The sequence below is a fragment of the Ferrovum myxofaciens genome (genome assembly GCF_013181415.1).
GTDB classification, from domain to species: Bacteria; Pseudomonadota; Gammaproteobacteria; order Burkholderiales; family Ferrovaceae; genus Ferrovum; species Ferrovum myxofaciens.
The window spans coordinates 763,965-779,263 of the sequence record NZ_CP053676.1 but is presented as its reverse complement, the minus strand read 5'-3'; the positions used below and the strand labels follow the sequence as shown (position 1 = coordinate 779,263).

Genomic DNA, 15,299 nt, shown 5'->3' with positions numbered 1-15,299 from the left:
GACGGAATGACGGTGCAAATTTATTCATCGATGCGTTCGGAGAATGCCTGGAGCCTCGCCCTGCGCCGCTTATGGCGTGACCCGGTGGGACGTATTTCCCTGGGGGTGGTGGTTTTTTATCTGGTGCTGGTGGGACTGGTGCTGATGGGTTGGCTGGGAACGCACTGGAATGACCCGGTGGCAGTCAATTATGCACCGCCGACGTGGTATGCCACTGCTGCGAATCGGGTGACCTTGCCGGCTGAAGAGGCCTGGGATCGTACCCAGGTCATTCCCCTGTATGGTTGGACCGATCCGCTGGAACCGATCTGGAGTGAGGCGCGGGCAGCCGCACAGCGGATCCAGCCCGAGCCTGTATCCTATCGCTTGACCCTGCCTTTGGGTGCGGATAAATGGGGGAGGGATGTGGGGCAAAAGGTGCTCAAGGGAACCCAGACCTCGGTTTGGGTGGGGCTGGTGGCGGCTTTTGTGGCCACCTTCATTGGAACCGTCCTGGGCGCTCTGGCGGGTTATTACGGGCGGGGCGTAGATGACCTGTTGAATGGTTTTTATGGGGTATTGACCTCCATTCCTTACCTGTTGCTGGTTTTTGCGGTGGCTGCCGTATTTCAGCAGAAGGGGGTGGGTACCCTCATCCTGATTCTTGGCCTGACGGGGTGGACGGGAGTTTTTCGCCTGGTTCGCGCCGAATATCTGAAGCATCGCACCCGAGAATACGTTCTGGCTGCTGGTGCCTTGGGCGCTTCCCACGGACGACGGGTGTGGGTACATATTCTGCCTAATGTCAGTCATGTGGTTTTGGTTCAGTTTTCCCAGAATCTGGTGGGGTTTATCAAATCGGAAGTGATTCTGAGTTTTCTGGGATTTGGCGTCCCAGTCAGTTCGGTGTCCTGGGGCAGCATGTTGAACGAGGCGCAGAATGAACTGATTCTGGGTAAATGGTGGCAGTTGGTGGTCACCACGGTGGCCATGGCTATTTTTGTCACCGCCTTGAGTTTATTGACCGATGCTCTGCGGGATGCGCTCGATCCGAGGTTGAACTCGTGAGGCCCCAGCCTTTGCTGGAGGTGCGCGACCTTGAGGTGGCGTTTCGACGTACTGGAGATAGTCCCCTGGTGGTGGTGCGTGGCGTGGATTTTACCGTTCCCCCCTGTTCCACGGTTGCCCTGGTGGGTGAGTCGGGAAGTGGAAAATCGGTGACTGCGCTCTCCATCCTGCGCCTTCTCCCGGAATCCCATGCCCACATCCATGAACGCAGTCGTATTTTATGGGAGGGGCGCAATCTTCTGGAGTTTTCGTCTCAGGCCATGGGGGCTTTGCGCCGGCGTTCCCTGGGGATGATCTTTCAGGATCCCCAAGGTGCGCTCAACCCGGTTTTTACCATCGGAATGCAGTTGGGAGAATCCGTGCGCCGCGCGGAAGGGATTGGGTCCGCACGGCAGGTACGTCAACGTTCCCTTGAACTTCTGGCGCAGGTGGGCATTGCAAATCCTGCGGCACGGCTGTCCGCCTATCCCCATCAACTGTCCGGGGGGCAGCAGCAACGGGTCATGATTGCCATGGCAATCAGTACCCATCCCCAGTTGCTGATTGCCGATGAACCGACTACGGCCCTGGATGTGACCGTGCAACGTCAGATCATGACCCTGTTACGGGAACTGCAACGGGAACTGTCCATGGCCATTCTGTTCATTACCCATGATCTGGCGCTGGTGGGAGAAATTGCCGAGGAGGTGGTGGTGATGCGCCAAGGGCGAGTGGTGGAGCAGGGGCGCTGTTCCGAGGTTCTGGTGGCCCCCCGCCATGGCTATACCCGTGCGTTGCTGACCTGTCGTCCTACTCTGGGCAATTTGCCTGCCCGTTTGCCCATGATCGACGACCAGGGGGATTTGACGCCTGCCCGGGCCTCTTCCGGTCCTCGCTCGTCGGGTCCGTTGCCAGTGGTGCTGGAAGTGGAGGGGGTCAGCAAGTCCTTCGTGGTGCAAGGAGCAGGCTGGCGACGTTCCCGTTTTCAAGCCCTGGAACCCCTTGGGTTCACTTTGCAGGCCGGGCGTACCCTGGGCGTGGTGGGTGAATCCGGTTCCGGAAAATCCACTCTGGCGCGGATGGTGGCGGGTATTCTGATTCCCGACACGGGACAGATTCATTTTCCCGGGAGGGGAGCCCCCGGCAGAAGCGGAAGGGCAACCCAGGTTCAAATGGTGTTTCAGAATCCCTTTGCTTCCCTCAACCCGCGTTTTACCGTTGCCCAGTTGCTGACTGAACCCCTCATGCTTCAGGGGGTGGGGACCGGTGCGCGCGAACGGGTGGAATTGGCGGTGCGCTGGTTGGAGCGCGTGGGTCTGAACGAACGGGCACTGAACCGTTACCCCCATGAATTCTCCGGTGGACAACGCCAACGGATTGCCATTGCGCGTTGCTTGACGGTGAATCCGCGCGTGCTGATCTGTGACGAATCCGTTTCCGCTCTGGATGTGTCAGTTCAGGCTCAGGTGTTGAATCTGTTACGGGATTTGCAGGACGAACTCAATCTCAGCCTGCTGTTCATTTCCCATGATCTCGCTGTGGTCCGGTTCATGGCGGATGAAATCCTGGTTTTGTACGCCGGGCAGGTCGTGGAACGGGGGAAAGCAGAAGAGGTTTACGCACGTCCACGACATCCCTATACCCAGCAGTTGCTCAAAGCCGTTCCTCAGGGCATTCCCCTCTCCGCTCAAGGAGAAGAATGAGGGGGGGAGGAAGTTGGGTGACGATCTCGTCCATGGGTTTTGTGAAGTGCAGGATGCGTTCGGGTGGTGGAAGTTTGCGTCGTGGTTTTGGCAGAGGAACCTCGGGCCGGTTTTGAATGGCCTTTGCCACGGAGAGCATGGGCCCGACTGGTTTTTTTATGGGCCTGTGGGTTGCGCGCAGGCGGATGCTTCGTGGGCGGCGTGGAGAGCTCGGCTTCCGGGGGGCTGGCAGGAAGATCGGGGGGAGGCGCAGGAAGACCGTTTTCTGCGGTTTTTGAAAAGGGAACCAGAATGACGCCGCCGCTGGCAATTCTACGGTTGGCCGCAATGCCGTTGATGCGTTTCAGTTCTTCGCCGCTCATTCCATATTCGTGGGCCACATGATCGATGGCTTCGCCCCTTTGCAACTGGCGGGTTTGCCAGGATACCAGGATGATATCCGGGTCATCCAGGCGGGCGATGAACGAATTGGCGGCGGATACAGGAACCAGAATCGTCGTGTTTTGATGGGAATCCAGTTGAATCAGAGGGCGGTTGAAACCGGGATTCAGCATCAGAAAGTCTTCCACGCTCAGTCCCGCCAGTTGAGCGGCTACTTTGGTATCGATTCGCTTGTGGGTGGTAATGGAAGAAAAGTAAGGTTCATCAGGAATGGGAGGAAGAATGAGACCATAATGTTCTGGAGACAGAACGATGGTTTTGGCGGCCAGAAGACGGGGGACGTAATTGCGGGTTTCATCGGACAAGTTGAGGTGGGCAAAGTCGGTGGGTAACTGGCGAGCCTGATTGTAGGCAATTTCGCGGCGAATTTTTCCTTCCCCGCAATTGTAGGCTGCCAGCGCCAGGTCCCAGGAGTGGAATTCGTCATACAGGCGTTGGAGATAATCCAGGGCACTGTAAGTGCTGGCGACCACATCCTTCTGACCGTCATACCACCAATCCTTGTGCAAGCCGAAGAGACGGGCCGTGGAGGGAATGAACTGCCAGATGCCCGAGGCTTGGCTGCGTGACAGGGCGTGGGGGTTATAGGCACTTTCCACCACAGGCAGCAGCGCAATCTCTGTGGGCATGCCCCGCCGTTGTACTTCACTGGCAATGAAATACAGATACATCCGGCTACGGTTGAGGGTCCGTTCCACATAATCCGGACGGGCGACAAACCAGGCAATATGTTTGGCCACTAACTGGTTGTCCCGGTCATCCGTCAAGTCGGGCAGAGCGAATCCGCTGCGGATCCGGTCCCAGACTTCCCCCGGAGGGGCCTGATCACTGGCTTGTGGAGGTAATTCAGGATCGGTGGGCAGGTCGAGGTCATCCATGTCGGAATTCTGCGGTGTGGCTTCCTCCATGAACGCAGGGGTGGGCGAAGGTGTGGTGGAAGGAAGTGGATCCTGGGCCCAGCCGGGACCCATCCAGAAGAACAGAGCCAGAAGTCCCAGAATTCTGATCAACACTGATTCTTCCAGGCACGTAGAACCGTGAAACGGGTCAAGGGGTCGGTGCCCACGGGATGGCCCAGGTAATGATCCAGTGCCGGGGTCAAGGCGATGTCGGTACTACGCAGGAAGGGATTGGCACGTCGCTCGCGGCCGATCTGGCTGGGCAGGGTGGGTTCTCCCTGTTCCCGTTGAGCCCGAGCCTCCCTCGCCCAGTTCTGGAGTTCCTGATTGTGCGGGTCTACCTTCAGGGCAAAATCCAGGTTACGTACCGTGTACTCATGGGCACAGTAGACGGCGGTTTTGTCGGGTAGGGCAGCCAGTTGAGCCAGGGAGTGAAACATCTGGGCAGGAGTCCCTTCAAAGATTCGGCCGCAGCCAGCGGCAAACAGGGTATCCCCGCAAAAGAGGCAATCCTGCCCCACATAGGCCACATGTCCCAGGGTATGTCCGGGAACTTCCAGTACGGTCAGGGTCAAACCCAGAGAGGTCAGGGTGATTTCGTTTCCTGCGCGAAGGGGATGGGTGGTGCCCGGGATGGATTCTTCTGCAGGGCCGTAAACCGTCAGGTTGGGGAAGAGGGTACACAATTCCACCACCCCGCCGCAATGATCGGCATGGTGATGGGTGAGAAGGATGCCCTCCAGTTCCAAGTGACTACTCCGAAGGGTGGTCAGGACGGGGGCGGCGTCTCCAGGGTCGACGATCCATGCTTTGCGGTTATTGTGGATCAACCACAGATAGTTGTCGGCGAAGGCAGAGATCGGAACAATAGAAAAAGATTTAGGCATTTTCCACAAAGAAGCAGATTTGGACTACAATTTTGTCATGGAACAGAGAAACCTGCACGCTTGGCTCGAAACACCCTTGGGACAGTATGTGCTCCAGATGGAGCAGGATATGCTGGATCAGGCGGTGGCGAACCTGTTTGGCTTCAATGCGCTGCAAATCAGTTGGCCCCATCTGGATGGATTGCGCACCAACCGGATTCCGCATCATATCTCTTTGAGCACACGTCTGGGGGGAACCATTCAGGCCGAACCCTGTGCCCTGCCTCTGGCTTCTCAGAGCCTGGATCTCGTGGTCATGCCCCATGCTCTGGAGTTTGCCGAACATCCCCATGCCCTGTTGCGGGAGGTGGATCGAGTCATGCGCCCTGAGGGGCGGTTGGTGGTCGTGGGCTTCAATCCACGAAGTCTGTGGGGCGTGCGCCAGTTGTTCACTCTGAATCGACGGGTCTCTCCCTGGTCGGGACATTTCATCAGCCTCTCCCGTCTCAAGGACTGGCTGGCCCTGCTGGGCTTCGAGATGGATGGGGGGCGATTTGGCGCCTATGCCCCCCCTTTCACCAGTGCTCGCTGGTTACACCGTTTCCGCTTCATGGAACTGGCGGGTGATCGCTGGTGGGGGGTAGGCGGCGGTATTTATCTGCTGCAGGCGGTCAAGCGAGTGCATGCCATGCGCCTGATCATGCCGCGCTGGCAACCTCAGAATGTGGTGGAACCTTCCTTGGCTGCTGCGGTGCGCAGCGCGGGGGTCCGTCGGCAGGGGGTGCAACCAGAGGCGCATGATAACGTGGTCCCTCTTCTGCCCCGTCCCAAGGCGGTGCCGGTATCGCCCCAATCATGAGTGTGGTTCGGATCTATACGGACGGGGCGTGCAGTGGCAACCCCGGACCGGGCGGGTGGGGCGTGTGGTTGCACAGTTCGGGAGGGGAGCGTGAACTTTGGGGGGGGGTGGCGCAAACCACCAATAACCGTATGGAATTGCAGGCTGTCATCGAAGGATTGACGGCCTTGACCCGACCCTGTGAAGTGGAACTGTATACCGATTCCCAATATGTCCAGAAAGGCATCCAGGAGTGGATTCATGCCTGGCGTCGCAATGGTTGGCTCACCTCTGCCCGCAAGCCGGTACGGAATGCTGATTTGTGGCAGATCCTCTGGGAGGCAACCCAGCGTCACCAGATTTCCTGGTACTGGGTCAAAGGTCATGCGGGAGATTTGGGCAACGAACGGGCCGATGCGCTGGCACGGCGCGGTCTGGAAGAAAAAGGGCGGGTATGCGCTGGGTGATGCTGGATACCGAGACCACCGGGTTGGACCCCCGTCAAGGCCATCGCCTGGTGGAAATCGGATTGGTGGAAATCCTCACCCGACGTCGTGCGCGCACCTGGCATCACTACCTCAACCCAAGACGGGAGAGTGATCCGGGCGCCTTGGAAAAGCATGGTCTGACGACGGATTTTTTGAAGGATAAACCTCCCTTCGGGTCGGTGGTGGAAAGTTTCATCGAATTTTTGTGTGATTCCCCCAAGGGAATGCCTCTGAACTGTTTGGTCATTCACAACGCCGCCTTCGATCTGGGTTTTCTCGATCATGAGTTGAGTCTGCTGGGAAGGCCTGCGTTGCTGGCTCATTTGCCAGAGGGCGTGTTGGTGGATTCCCTCAAGGTGGCACGGGAATTATTTCCGGGAAAACGTAACAGTCTGGATGCACTGTGCGAACGGTATGAAATCGATCATGCCCACCGTACCTTCCATGGTGCGCTCCTGGATGCCGAATTGCTGGGTGAGGTTTACCTGGCCATGACGCGGGGCCAGGAACATCTGTTGATGCCCGAAGAAACTTCTCCGGGTTCGATGCAGATGCCCGGCTACGTTGCCTCGGTTTCGGCCCATGGATTACGGGTACCCAAGGCCACCGAAGAGGAAATGGAAGCCCACCGTACTCAATTGGAACGAATTCACCAAGCCAGTGGTGGGCGAGTGCTATGGCGGCCTGAGATTGCTTAGGTGGAAAGGGTGGCCTGGAGCAACTGGCGGTAACGCTCCTGATCGGGCGGGGTTCCCTGGCGTTGGGATTCCCACAGGACCTGACCCAGACAGTCCAGAAGGCGGTGGCGTGCTTCATGTTCGTCACGGGTGGTTCGGCATAGGCGCTGAAAAATTGCGCTGATGCCCGGGGGGTGATCGATTCCCAACTGTTCTTCGAGGGCAAGATGCAAGGACAGGTGTAAAAATGGGTTCATGCCGCCCTCCTCCGGGCCCCAGGTACGTTCCAGGGTTTCTTGGGAAGTGGATTCGAGCAGCGGGTGAAATTCGGGGTGGTATTGAATGACTTCCGTAGCCAGCGCTTCCAGGGGGCTCAGCAGGCGTCCGTTGCGTTGTCCTTGCCAGGCTTCCATGAAAAATTTCCGGACTTCTTCACGGCTGGGTTCAAACATGGATTTTCCCCGTGTCACAAAGATCCTGAATCGGGCAGATGCCACAGCGCGGTGCCCGTGCCAGGCAGATGTGTCGGCCCTGCAGGATCAACCAGTGGTGGGCATGCTGCAGAAAAGGCGCAGGTACCGCGCGTAGCAGGGCCTGTTCCACCGCCAGAGGCGTGGTTCCGCGTGCCAGTCCGGTTCGATTGGCCACCCGAAAGACATGGGTATCCACGGCGATGGTGGGGTGACCGTAAAGGGTATTGAGGACGACATTGGCGGTTTTTCGACCTACGCCGGGCAAGGCCTCCAGTTCGACCTGGGTCTCTGGCACCTGACCCTCATGCTGATCAACGAGAATTTTAGCCATTTCAATGGCATGGCGTGATTTTGTACGGTACAGTCCCAAGGTTCGGATGGCTTCTTCAAAGGCTGCCAATCCCAGCGTCAGCAAGTCTTGCGGGGTCTGTAGGGTGGGAAACAAAGGCGCAGTGACCCGATTGACTCCCACGTCGGTGGATTGAGCCGACAGGAGAACTGCCAGGAGTAACTGAAAAGGGGTATGCCAGATCAGTTCGGTGGTGGGATGAGGATTGGCCTGCGCCAATCGTTCAAACAACTGTTGGCGTTGGGCGGGAGTCATGGAGCGGGGCGGCAGGCAAAAAGGTAATGCAGTTTTCTGGACAGGGGGGGAGGCAATTTTCACAACCGGTACACAGTGCGTGCAGGATGGTATGCATCCAGCGTGCGGCGCCCACGATGGCTTGCTCGGGACAGGCGCGCACACACTTGAAACAACCGATGCAGCGGGTTTCATCGATCAGCGCGATTTGCCGGCGGGTGGCCAGGGTGGGATTCATATCGGGCGGTCACTTTCCAGAATCTCGCGGATCAGGTCCGGGCCCCGATAGATCAGGCCGGTGTAGACCTGAATCAACTGGGCACCGGCGGTCAACATGGCCTGGGCCTGCGCTGCACTGGTGATGCCGCCGACGCCAATGATGGGCAGAGCCCCGTCCAGCGTGCGGGCCAGATGGGCGACCACGGCCAGGGATTTTTCATGGAGGGGCGCTCCGCTCAACCCCCCGGTTTCCTGTCCGTGGGGTAGGTGCAGGACGGGATCGCGGGTAATCGTGGTATTGGTGGCGATGACCGCATCCATATGTTCTTCCACCAGAATCTGGGCAATATCTGTCAGGGCTGCGGGGGTGAGGTCGGGGGCGATTTTGATGGCAATGGGCAAAGGACGTCCCAAGTCTTCCACCAACCGGAGTCGTTCTTCATGAAGTGCGCGCAGGAGCGGGGGCAGGGCCTCGGTTCCCTGGAGTTGACGCAGATTTTGAGTATTGGGTGAAGAAATATTGACCGTGACATAATCCGCGTGGGGGGCCACCGCAATGAGTGCGGATCGGTAATCCTCCACGGCCCGCTCCATGGGAGTATCGAAGTTTTTGCCGATATTGATGCCGAGGAGGGCGGAGGGTCGTCGTTGGCGGACCTGTTCCACCAGTGCGGCCACGCCATGGTTGTTGAATCCCAGGCGATTGATCAATCCTTCCACTGTGGGGAGGCGGAAGACACGGGGACGGGGGTTACCATTTTGTGGCCGTGGAGTGACCGTACCAACTTCAATGAACCCCACCCCGAGGGCAGCCAGTCCATGAATGAAGGTTCCGTTCTTGTCCAGGCCTGCGGCAATCCCCAGGGGGTTGGCAAAGGTCAGTCCCATGACGGTACGAGTGCGGGTGGAAACCAGATGTCCGGGCTGGACCAGACCGCACCGGGCAGCTTGGTCCAGAGCGGTCAGGGAGAGGGTGTGGGCAGTTTCCGGGTCGAGGCGAAACAGCAGGGAGCGAGCAATGGGATAGAGCATCAGTGGGAGTCAGCGGATTGTCGAGTCAAGGGATTCGAGTAGTTCAGGAAAAGAAATCCAGGCGCCGGAAAACCAGGCTTCGAGGGGCTGGAAACGGCTTTTGTAAGTCATTTTGGCACAGGAACGGATCCAGTAACCCAGGTAGAGCCAAGGAAGTCCTTGTGTCTGACATTCCTCGATTTGCCAGAGAATGTTATAGGTGCCGTAGGAAACTCCGGGCATGTCCGGTTCATAGAAGATGTAAACCGAAGAAAGTCCCTGGGTCAGTTCATCAATCAGGCTGACCATGCGCAGTTGTCCGGCTTCGCGAAACTCCACCAGGCGAGTAGGCAGGGAAGATTGTAGCAGGAATTGGCGATACTGATCTTCTCCGGTGCGGCCCTGAGTGATTTCTCGATGACGTGCATGCTGGTATCGGGTATAGAGCGAAAAATGCTCTGGTTCGAAATGCAAGGGCAGCGAACGTGCCTCCAGAGATCGATGCTGTTTCCAAACACGGCGCTGAATGCGCGATGGGGCAAAGTCCTGTACCCGAATCCGTACCGGAATGCAGGCGCGGCAGCGGTGACAGTGGGGGCGGTAGGTGAAGAGTCCGCTGCGACGAAAGCCATTTTCCACCAGGAGGCTGTACAGTTCCTGGTTGATCTGAGGACCGGGGGCCACCACCTGAGAACGTGCGTTCTGTCCCTCCAGATAACTGCAGGGATAACTGGCCGTGACATAGCACTGCACGGGTTGGATCGGAAGGTCATAAAGGTGTGTCATGGGGACACTCCAGGCGCGTCGTTCACGGGTTTGGGGGCGAAACGCAAGAAATCGGTGGCGTTCATGTCTCCTAGTATAATACGAGGTTCTGACTGTGCAAAATCATCGAGGATGGAGACGGTAAAACCATGAGGGAAAGAAGGGAATGAGGAGAGAGGAAAGGTGATCGGTTCCATGATGGAACGTCCGCTGCTGGTTTCTGCCTTACTGGAACACGCGGCTCGCTGGCATGGCAAAACCGCCGTGGTTTCCCAGCGCGCCCCCCAAGAGGGGGTGACCCTTGGTTGGGCGGACATCGATCAGCGTGCCCGTCGTCTGGCTCAGGCACTGATTCGTCTGGGCGTGCGTCCAGGCGATCGGGTGGGGACCCTGGGTTGGAATCATCATCGCCATCTGGAAGCCTACTATGCGATCCCAGGCATGGGGGCAATTTGTCATACCCTCAATCCCCGCTTGTTTCCGGACCAATTGGTCCAAATTCTGCATGATGCAGAGGACGTGGGGTTATTGGTGGATTCCGGGCTTCTTCCGTTGTTGCTAACCCTGGAAAACCTGGGTGTGCGTTTGCCCTGGGTCATAGTGATGGGAGAACCCGGAGAAGCACGGGCCCCCCTCCTGGGGACGTGGTTTGACTACGAAGTTCTGCTGGCGGAAGAAGACGGAGGTTTCAACTGGCCGGACTGGCCCGAGGATCAAGCCGCCGGTCTCTGTTTCACCTCTGGAACCACAGGACGACCCAAAGGAGTGGTGTATTCCCACCGCTCCACCGTACTTCATGCCATGAGTGTGGCCTTGCCCGACAGTCTCGGGTTTTCAGCTTGCGACTCGGTATTGCCGGTGGTTCCCTTATTCCATGCCAATGCCTGGGGATTTCCTCATGCTGCTGCGCTGGTGGGGGCCAAACTGGTGTTGCCAGGTCCCTGGCTGGATGGGGCAACCCTGTATGCTTTGCTGGAGCGCGAGGAGGTTACGATCAGCGCGGGTGTGCCCACGGTGTGGCGAGGTTTGATGTCTTTTCTGCAGGCGCAGGAGGTGAAACTGCATCATCTGCGTTTGCTCGGGGTGGGGGGGTCGGCTTGCCCTTCGATGTTGGTGCGTTATTTCGAACAGGAACAGAAGGTGACGGTGCGGCCAGGGTGGGGGATGACAGAAACCAGTCCGGTGGCAGCGCTCGCGAGCCCCAAACGGGCACAGGCGGAGTTGTCCGGCGAGGCGCGCTGGCACTGGTTGGAGAAATCGGGGCGTCCGCCCTTTGGCGTGGATATGCGACTGAGGGACAGTGAGGGACGGGAAGTGAACTGGGATGGAATAACCCCCGGTCACCTGGAGGTGCGCGGCCCGTGGATCTGCGAACATTATTGGAAAGAGGCGCGGGAGACGGAGCGAGCCTGGTTCCCCACCGGTGATGTGGCCACCCTGGATGAGGAAGGATTCTTGCAGATTACGGATCGGGTCAAGGATTTGATCAAGAGTGGAGGAGAATGGATCAGTTCGGTTCAGGTTGAACAGGCGGCTTTGCTTCATCCTGTCTTGCGTGAGGCGGCGGTGATCGGCGTTCCTGATCCGCATTGGGGGGAACGTCCTCTTTTGATCATGGTGCTGGAGGCAGGAAGGGTCGTGGAGAAAGAAGAATTACGGCAACATCTGGCGCGGCATGTGCCGCGCTGGAGTGTGCCCGATGGATTTCTGACGGTGGACAGTCTGCCCTATACCGCCACGGGCAAAGTGGACAAGGTGGCTTTGCGCCAACGCTATGGAGAGTATACGGGGGGTTGATGGGTTTTTGGTTCAGACACAAAAAAGACCAAGTTCAACCGAAAAAACGGAAGAAACCTGGCCTAAATGATTACGGGACGGTCAAGTCCCGTTCACGCACCTAAGCGTTTTGAATATTTGAAGCTTGTTTTCCCTTGGGTCCCTGGGTAACATCGAAGGAGACTTTCTGTCCTTCCTTCAGGGTTTTGAACCCGCCCATCTGGATGGCGGAGAAATGAGCGAAAAGATCTTCGCTTCCGTCATCGGGGGTGATGAAACCGTAACCTTTAGAATCGTTGAACCACTTAACTGTACCTGTTGCCATGTTTGCTTTCCTGTTGATGATTTGGGCCTTAAAACCCGGGTAAGGTTTGAGTTTCAAGGCCAGCAAACGGCAAAACCGGTGATGCAGACAACTTGGAACCAAACTCCAGTTGCACTTTTACGCGAGTTTGGGTCAGGTCGTCAAGGGGGGATCCGTTTTTTTTTTGAAAAAAGGGTGGTTTTGTGCAAAAAATGATCAGAAATGAACTTTTTGAGTAAGGGGGTTGCGAAAATTCTTGAAAAGTTTAGACTGAAACCATATCTTTGGAGACAAGGGGAAGAAGGGGGCGGAAAAGCGTCGAGTTTCCTCATGGTGGACTTGGGTGAGAGAGGAGCAGGATGAATCGGGAATTGACAACCGTGCTGGAAAGAAAAGAGATCCGGGTGAACCCGCCGCCGCTCTTTGATGTCCTGTTGCTGAATGATGATTATACCCCCATGGAATTTGTGGTGGACGTTCTCGGGCGGGTATTCGGTCTGGAGCAGGAGGCGGCAGTACGAGTCATGTTGCAGGTTCACACGGAGGGTCGTGGACTCTGTGGCACTTATCCACGGGATATTGCAGCAACGCGGGTGGCGCGCGTCGTCACCCTGGCACGAGCGGCACAACACCCTTTGCAATGTATCATGGAGGAACGGGGATCATGATTGCCCAAGAACTGGAAGTCAGTCTGCATATGGCCTTCGTGGACGCGCGTCAGAAGCGCCACGAATTCATTACGGTGGAGCACTTGTTATTGTCTCTGACGGAAAATACCGCCGCCTTGGAGGTGTTGCAGGCCTGTGGCGCTGATGTGGGGGGGCTACGCGAAAAGTTGAGCACGTTCATCCAGGAAAACAATCCCCAGACAGAGGGAACCGGAACGGTGGATACCCAGCCCACGCTGGGTTTTCAGCGGGTTATTCAGCGCGCCATTCTGCATGTTCAATCCTCAGGAAAAAAGGAAGTGACCGGTGCCAACGTGCTGGTGGCTATCTGTGGGGAAAAGGATTCTCATGCCGTGTTTTTCCTCAATCAGCAGGGTATTACCCGTCTGGACATGGTGAACTTCATGATTCACGGCGTGAGCAAGGTGAAAAATTCCGCCTCCCACCAGAAAGAAGATGCAACTGCCGAGGGGGAGAATGAAACGGGCGCTGGGCGGGAATTACAAAGTTTCACCGTGGATCTCAATGCGCAAGTGGTCGCGGGAAAAATCGACCCCCTCATTGGGCGAGATCGGGAAGTGGAACGGGTCGTTCAGATTTTGTGTCGCCGCCGCAAGAACAATCCCCTGCTGGTGGGAGAAGCGGGGGTGGGTAAAACAGCCATCGCCGAAGGACTGGCATCGCGCATCGTGAGTGGGGAAGTACCGGAAATTCTCAAGTCCTCTACGGTTTACAGTCTTGATATGGGGTCTCTGCTGGCGGGGACCAAATACCGGGGGGATTTTGAACAGCGTCTCAAAGCGGTGCTCAGAAAGTTGCAGGAGGACCCGTACAGTATCCTGTTTGTCGACGAGATACATACGCTGATTGGCGCTGGTGCCTCTTCAGGGGGTACTCTGGATGCTTCCAACTTGCTGAAACCTGCTCTTTCGAAGGGCAGTCTGCGCTGTATCGGGGCGACGACCTACACGGAGTTTCGCGGCGTTTTCGAGAAGGATCATGCCCTGGCCCGACGGTTCCAGAAGGTGGATGTGAATGAGCCTTCCGTGGAAGATACGGTGCAGATCCTGCGCGGGTTGAAGTCCCGTTTCGAGATCCACCATGGGGTTCGCTACACTGAAGCGGCCATTACCAGTGCGGCGGAACTGGCGGCCCGTTTTATCAACGATCGCCATTTACCGGACAAGGCCATCGATGTGATCGACGAAGCGGGGGCAGCGCAACGAATTCTGCCCAAGTCCCGGCAACGCAAGTGGATCGGCAAAACGGAAATCGAGGATATCGTCGCCAAGATTGCCCGTATTCCCGTGCACAATATCACCCACTCCGACCGCACTGCGCTCAAGACGTTGGACCGTGACCTGAAAGCGGTGGTCTTTGGCCAGGATCGGGCCATCGATGCCTTGAGTGCTGCCATCAAAATGTCGCGCAGCGGGTTGGGGAATCCCCAAAAACCCGTGGGTTCCTTTCTGTTTTCCGGACCGACGGGGGTGGGCAAGACGGAGGTGGCTCGTCAACTGGCCTATGTTCTGAAGGTGGAACTGATCCGTTTCGACATGTCTGAATACATGGAGCCCCATGCCGTCTCCCGTCTCATTGGCGCGCCACCGGGGTATGTGGGATTCGATCAGGGCGGGTTGCTGACGGAGGCCATCACTAAAACCCCGTATTCGGTCTTGTTGCTGGACGAAATTGAAAAAGCGCATCCCTCCATCACCAACATACTGCTTCAGGTGATGGACCACGGAACTTTGACGGACAATAACGGGCGCAAGGCGGATTTTCGGAATACCATCCTGATCATGACCACCAATGCGGGGGCCGAGGCCTTGACCCATGCCAGCATCGGTTTCATGAGTGCACAAACCCAGGGAAATCAGGGAGAGGAAGAAAAGGAAATCAAGCGCCTGTTTTCTCCCGAATTTCGCAATCGTCTGGATGCACGGATTTCCTTTGCGGCCCTGGACAGCGAGATCATTCTGCGGGTGGTGGACAAGTTCCTCATGCAACTCGAGTCCCAATTGCATGAAAAACGTGTGGAAGCCACCTTCACCGATCGCTTGCGGGCCTATTTGGCCCGTCAGGGCTTCGATCCCCTGATGGGCGCGCGTCCCATGGCTCGCTTGATACAGGACACGATCCGGCGTGCCTTGGCGGATGAATTGCTGTTCGGGCGTCTGGCGCAGGGAGGGAAAGTAGTGGTAGATCTGACCGAGGAAGACAAGATTCATCTCGAGTTCGAAGAAAACCTGGCGGAAAGCGTACATTGACATAAAACTTGCATTCTTCTGGGGTTCGGCCTCTATAATGGTTTCACCAATTCCAGTGGGGAGGCTTATGGACTCGTTTGTTGATGCTGAAGAACTCGTACGCATGGATGGGTGGTGGAGGGCAGCCAACTATCTGTCTGTGGGGCAGATCTATCTGAAGGATAATCCCCTGCTTGAACGTCCGCTCACGCTGGAGGACGTCAAACCCCGTCTGCTGGGGCACTGGGGAACGACGCCCGGACTCAATTTCATCTACGTTCACATGAATCGGGCCATTCCGGTGGAGCGGGGT

The 15,299-nt window shown here is 57.2% G+C and carries 17 protein-coding genes and 1 pseudogene; 10 read left to right on the top strand and 8 right to left on the bottom strand.

The features are described 5' to 3' along the window. Window positions 1–6 precede the first annotated feature (6 nt). Both HO274_RS03805 and HO274_RS03800 read left to right on the top strand, forming a co-directional pair. Window positions 7–1,047, top strand: coding sequence for an ABC transporter permease (locus tag HO274_RS03805; protein WP_051861758.1), 1,041 nt, complete (start codon window positions 7–9; stop codon window positions 1,045–1,047). Next, window positions 1,044–2,729 carry an ABC transporter ATP-binding protein gene (locus tag HO274_RS03800; protein ID WP_062187971.1) on the top strand — a complete coding sequence of 562 codons (1,686 nt, stop codon included), beginning with the start codon at window positions 1,044–1,046 and terminating at the stop codon, window positions 2,727–2,729. Before HO274_RS03805 ends, HO274_RS03800 begins: the two co-directional genes overlap by 4 nt. Here the strand turns inward: HO274_RS03800 and HO274_RS03795 are convergent. Further along, window positions 2,714–4,183 (bottom strand): transglycosylase SLT domain-containing protein, encoded by a 1,470-nt coding sequence (locus HO274_RS03795; RefSeq protein ID WP_062187969.1) that lies wholly within the window; start codon window positions 4,181–4,183, stop codon window positions 2,714–2,716. The two genes, HO274_RS03800 and HO274_RS03795, sit on opposite strands and share 16 nt — an antisense overlap. Continuing rightward, on the bottom strand, window positions 4,177–4,965 hold the full coding sequence (gene gloB, locus HO274_RS03790) for a hydroxyacylglutathione hydrolase (protein ID WP_411463578.1): 789 nt from the start codon (window positions 4,963–4,965) through the stop codon (window positions 4,177–4,179). Before gloB ends, HO274_RS03795 begins: the two co-directional genes overlap by 7 nt. 28 nt (window positions 4,966–4,993) lie before the next feature. Here gloB and HO274_RS03785 point away from each other — a divergent pair, with 28 nt between their 5' ends. From HO274_RS03785 to dnaQ, 3 genes are read left to right on the top strand one after another with little or no spacing between them, the layout of a single operon-like run. Continuing rightward, complete coding sequence (locus tag HO274_RS03785; RefSeq protein ID WP_082783174.1) at window positions 4,994–5,794, top strand: class I SAM-dependent methyltransferase; 801 nt, start codon at window positions 4,994–4,996, stop codon at window positions 5,792–5,794. Further along, window positions 5,791–6,240 (top strand): ribonuclease HI, encoded by a 450-nt coding sequence (gene rnhA, locus HO274_RS03780; protein WP_031595152.1) that lies wholly within the window; start codon window positions 5,791–5,793, stop codon window positions 6,238–6,240. Before HO274_RS03785 ends, rnhA begins: the two co-directional genes overlap by 4 nt. Then, a complete protein-coding gene (gene dnaQ / locus HO274_RS03775) occupies window positions 6,228–6,959 on the top strand; it encodes a DNA polymerase III subunit epsilon (RefSeq protein ID WP_031595154.1) in 732 nt (243 codons plus the stop codon). The genes rnhA and dnaQ overlap by 13 nt, the downstream gene beginning before the upstream one ends. On the opposite strand, the gene HO274_RS03770 is transcribed toward dnaQ, so the two are convergent. From HO274_RS03770 to HO274_RS03750, 5 genes are read right to left on the bottom strand one after another with little or no spacing between them, the layout of a single operon-like run. Next, the gene (locus HO274_RS03770; protein ID WP_031595156.1) at window positions 6,956–7,390 is read right to left on the bottom strand and encodes a DUF1841 family protein; all 435 of its coding nucleotides are present in this window, start codon (window positions 7,388–7,390) and stop codon (window positions 6,956–6,958) included. The genes dnaQ and HO274_RS03770 overlap by 4 nt on opposite strands. Continuing rightward, window positions 7,383–8,015 carry an endonuclease III gene (gene nth, locus HO274_RS03765; protein WP_031595158.1) on the bottom strand — a complete coding sequence of 211 codons (633 nt, stop codon included), beginning with the start codon at window positions 8,013–8,015 and terminating at the stop codon, window positions 7,383–7,385. Before nth ends, HO274_RS03770 begins: the two co-directional genes overlap by 8 nt. After that, complete coding sequence (locus tag HO274_RS03760) at window positions 7,984–8,232, bottom strand: RnfABCDGE type electron transport complex subunit B (RefSeq protein ID WP_031595160.1); 249 nt, start codon at window positions 8,230–8,232, stop codon at window positions 7,984–7,986. Before HO274_RS03760 ends, nth begins: the two co-directional genes overlap by 32 nt. Further along, window positions 8,229–9,245: a quinone-dependent dihydroorotate dehydrogenase gene (locus HO274_RS03755; RefSeq protein WP_273121593.1), complete on the bottom strand. Its 1,017-nt coding sequence runs from the start codon at window positions 9,243–9,245 to the stop codon at window positions 8,229–8,231. The genes HO274_RS03760 and HO274_RS03755 overlap by 4 nt, the downstream gene beginning before the upstream one ends. 9 nt (window positions 9,246–9,254) lie before the next feature. After that, complete coding sequence (locus HO274_RS03750) at window positions 9,255–10,010, bottom strand: arginyltransferase (protein ID WP_273121590.1); 756 nt, start codon at window positions 10,008–10,010, stop codon at window positions 9,255–9,257. A 162-nt stretch (window positions 10,011–10,172) separates the two neighbouring features. Here HO274_RS03750 and HO274_RS03745 point away from each other — a divergent pair, with 162 nt between their 5' ends. Beyond that, a complete protein-coding gene (locus HO274_RS03745) occupies window positions 10,173–11,786 on the top strand; it encodes a long-chain fatty acid--CoA ligase (RefSeq protein ID WP_273121589.1) in 1,614 nt (537 codons plus the stop codon). Window positions 11,787–11,886: 100 nt separating this feature from the next. On the opposite strand, the gene HO274_RS03740 is transcribed toward HO274_RS03745, so the two are convergent. Continuing rightward, on the bottom strand, window positions 11,887–12,090 hold the full coding sequence (locus tag HO274_RS03740; RefSeq protein WP_031595167.1) for a cold-shock protein: 204 nt from the start codon (window positions 12,088–12,090) through the stop codon (window positions 11,887–11,889). Here HO274_RS03740 and HO274_RS03735 point away from each other — a divergent pair. The 4 genes and pseudogenes from HO274_RS03735 to HO274_RS03720 all read left to right on the top strand — a co-directional run. Then, on the top strand, window positions 12,001–12,285 hold the full coding sequence (locus HO274_RS03735; protein WP_273122340.1) for a hypothetical protein: 285 nt from the start codon (window positions 12,001–12,003) through the stop codon (window positions 12,283–12,285). The two genes, HO274_RS03740 and HO274_RS03735, sit on opposite strands and share 90 nt — an antisense overlap. A 143-nt stretch (window positions 12,286–12,428) precedes the next feature. Beyond that, window positions 12,429–12,737, top strand: coding sequence for an ATP-dependent Clp protease adapter ClpS (clpS, locus tag HO274_RS03730; RefSeq protein WP_031595169.1), 309 nt, complete (start codon window positions 12,429–12,431; stop codon window positions 12,735–12,737). Then, window positions 12,734–15,007, top strand: coding sequence for an ATP-dependent Clp protease ATP-binding subunit ClpA (clpA, locus tag HO274_RS03725; protein ID WP_031595171.1), 2,274 nt, complete (start codon window positions 12,734–12,736; stop codon window positions 15,005–15,007). Before clpS ends, clpA begins: the two co-directional genes overlap by 4 nt. A gap of 67 nt (window positions 15,008–15,074) precedes the next feature. Next, window positions 15,075–15,284: pseudogene (locus tag HO274_RS03720) on the top strand (phosphoketolase family protein); the annotation flags it as partial. Between the last annotated feature and the right edge of the window lie 15 nt (window positions 15,285–15,299).